The sequence below is a fragment of the Acidiphilium sp. AL genome (genome assembly GCF_025499445.1).
GTDB lineage: Bacteria > Pseudomonadota > Alphaproteobacteria > Acetobacterales > Acetobacteraceae > Acidiphilium > Acidiphilium iwatense.
Window position 1 is genome coordinate 1 of record NZ_JAIMBZ010000076.1, and the last position, 1,652, is coordinate 1,652.

A 1,652-nucleotide genomic window follows, 5' to 3' on the forward strand; every position below is an offset into this window, starting at 1 on the left:
AACCACCGGCGTCTCCTCGAGCCGATCGGCAACATCCCACCCGCCGAGGCCGAGGCGCGCTACTATGAACAACTGAACGAGCTGGCTATGGTCGCCTGAGTCAAACAAAATGGCCTCCAGGATTCCCGGCGCGGTTCAGCGGCCAGCTCCCGCACCCGCACAGGGAAGTCCTTGCGGCTCACCTTGCCGACCTTGAGCCATGCCTCTCGCAGCAATGCCCGCAGTTCGTTCTCGATATCGCGCCGTTTGTTCAGCACCATCCGCCGCGCCGTCAGCAACGCTCGCCAAGACCGGCAGGAGGGGCTCTTCACATGCACCGCCCGATACCAGCCGGTGCGCATGATCTGCGCGATCCCACGAGCATCGTTGCGGTCGGTCTTGTTCGGCATCGCTCCCATCGCTGCCTTCGCCTGACGGGTTTCAATGCAAATCGCGGGCACTCCTGCTGCCGAAAGCCCTTCATGCAGCCACGCGGTCAGCGAGCAGGCTTCAAGCCCGACGCGCTCCATCACCATCCCACACGCCTCGAAGAACGCGACGAGTACGACAGGATCGCTCGCCGCACGCGCCTCGCGCACGATGCATCCCATGTCGTCAACGATGCAAATCGCGGTCTCTTCCAATGATACATCCAACCCGGCATAGTACTTCATGGCTGCTTCTCCGTAAGCGCGAATTTCGGCGCACCTAGGCCGGGTGGCGGGCTGCTGGGAATAGGTGTCCACTTACGGGAGGTGGATACTTATGATGGAGCGGATTGGACCGCATGGTCTGGAAATAACGGGCGTGAGGCGCGATGGGCGTCGGCGCTATGATCCGGCCAGCAAGGAACGCTTGATCGAGGCGTGCTTTCGGCCTGGGGTATCGCTTGCGGGCGTGGCATTGCAGCACGGGGTGAACGCCAATCTGCTGCGCAAATGGGTTGTGCGGCATCGACAGGCTGGGGTGCCGGGGGTGGAGCCGGTTGCGGCGCAGTTGCCCGACCCTGCGGCATTTGTGCGCGTTGAGACGGCAGCTTTGCCTGCGGCGATGGGCGTTGGGGCGAACGCGGTTGAACGGACGCAGCCTGTGATGTCGTCCGCGCGGCTGCAAGCGAGGATGCCCAATGGGGTGACGCTGTCGCTCGAGGGATGCGCCCCGCAGTTGGTTGCGGCCATGATCGGTGCATTGGGGCATTGCGATGTTCCGCCTGTTGGCTGATCTGAGCGTCTACCTGCACCGCGAGCCGATCGACTTCAGGGCCGGGATCAACAGCCTGGCGATTTTGGTTGAGCAGGCGATGGGGCTCGATCCGATGGCCCGCGCGGTCTACGCATTCTGCAACAAGCGGCGCAATCGGGTGAAGCTTTTGTTTTATGATCGCTCGGGATTTTTGCTGGTCCTGAAGCGTCTTGAGGAGGATCGGTTTTTCTGGCCGCGCGGTCAGCAGGCGGTGCTGACGCTGACAACGGAAGAGCTGCATTGGTTGCTGGACGGCATCGACCTTGCGGCGGTGCGCCGCCATCCCGAGCGGCGATATCGCAGCATGGGGTAACGACAGCCCCCTTGACGCGGACGGACGGGTCCGATTCAAGATCACGATGGAACGCGCGCGGTCACCGAAGGATGTGGAAGCATTGATCTTGGCCCACAGTGCCGAGATCGCGGCGTTG

2 protein-coding genes and 1 pseudogene are annotated in these 1,652 nt (G+C 62.8%); 2 read left to right on the forward strand and 1 reads right to left on the reverse strand.

The features are described 5' to 3' along the window. Positions 1–140: 140 nt before the first annotated feature. Positions 141–653 (reverse strand): annotated as a pseudogene (locus AiwAL_RS19400) (transposase); the annotation flags it as partial. Between the two features lie 91 nt (positions 654–744). Between AiwAL_RS19400 and tnpA the strand changes: the two are divergent. Both tnpA and tnpB read left to right on the forward strand, forming a co-directional pair. Further along, complete coding sequence (gene tnpA / locus AiwAL_RS19405) at positions 745–1,200, forward strand: IS66-like element accessory protein TnpA (RefSeq protein ID WP_262313398.1); 456 nt, start codon at positions 745–747, stop codon at positions 1,198–1,200. Beyond that, entirely contained in the window at positions 1,181–1,534 is a 354-nt protein-coding gene (gene tnpB, locus AiwAL_RS19410) for an IS66 family insertion sequence element accessory protein TnpB (protein WP_262313399.1), read from the forward strand. The genes tnpA and tnpB overlap by 20 nt, the downstream gene beginning before the upstream one ends. The last annotated feature ends 118 nt before the right edge of the window (positions 1,535–1,652 follow it).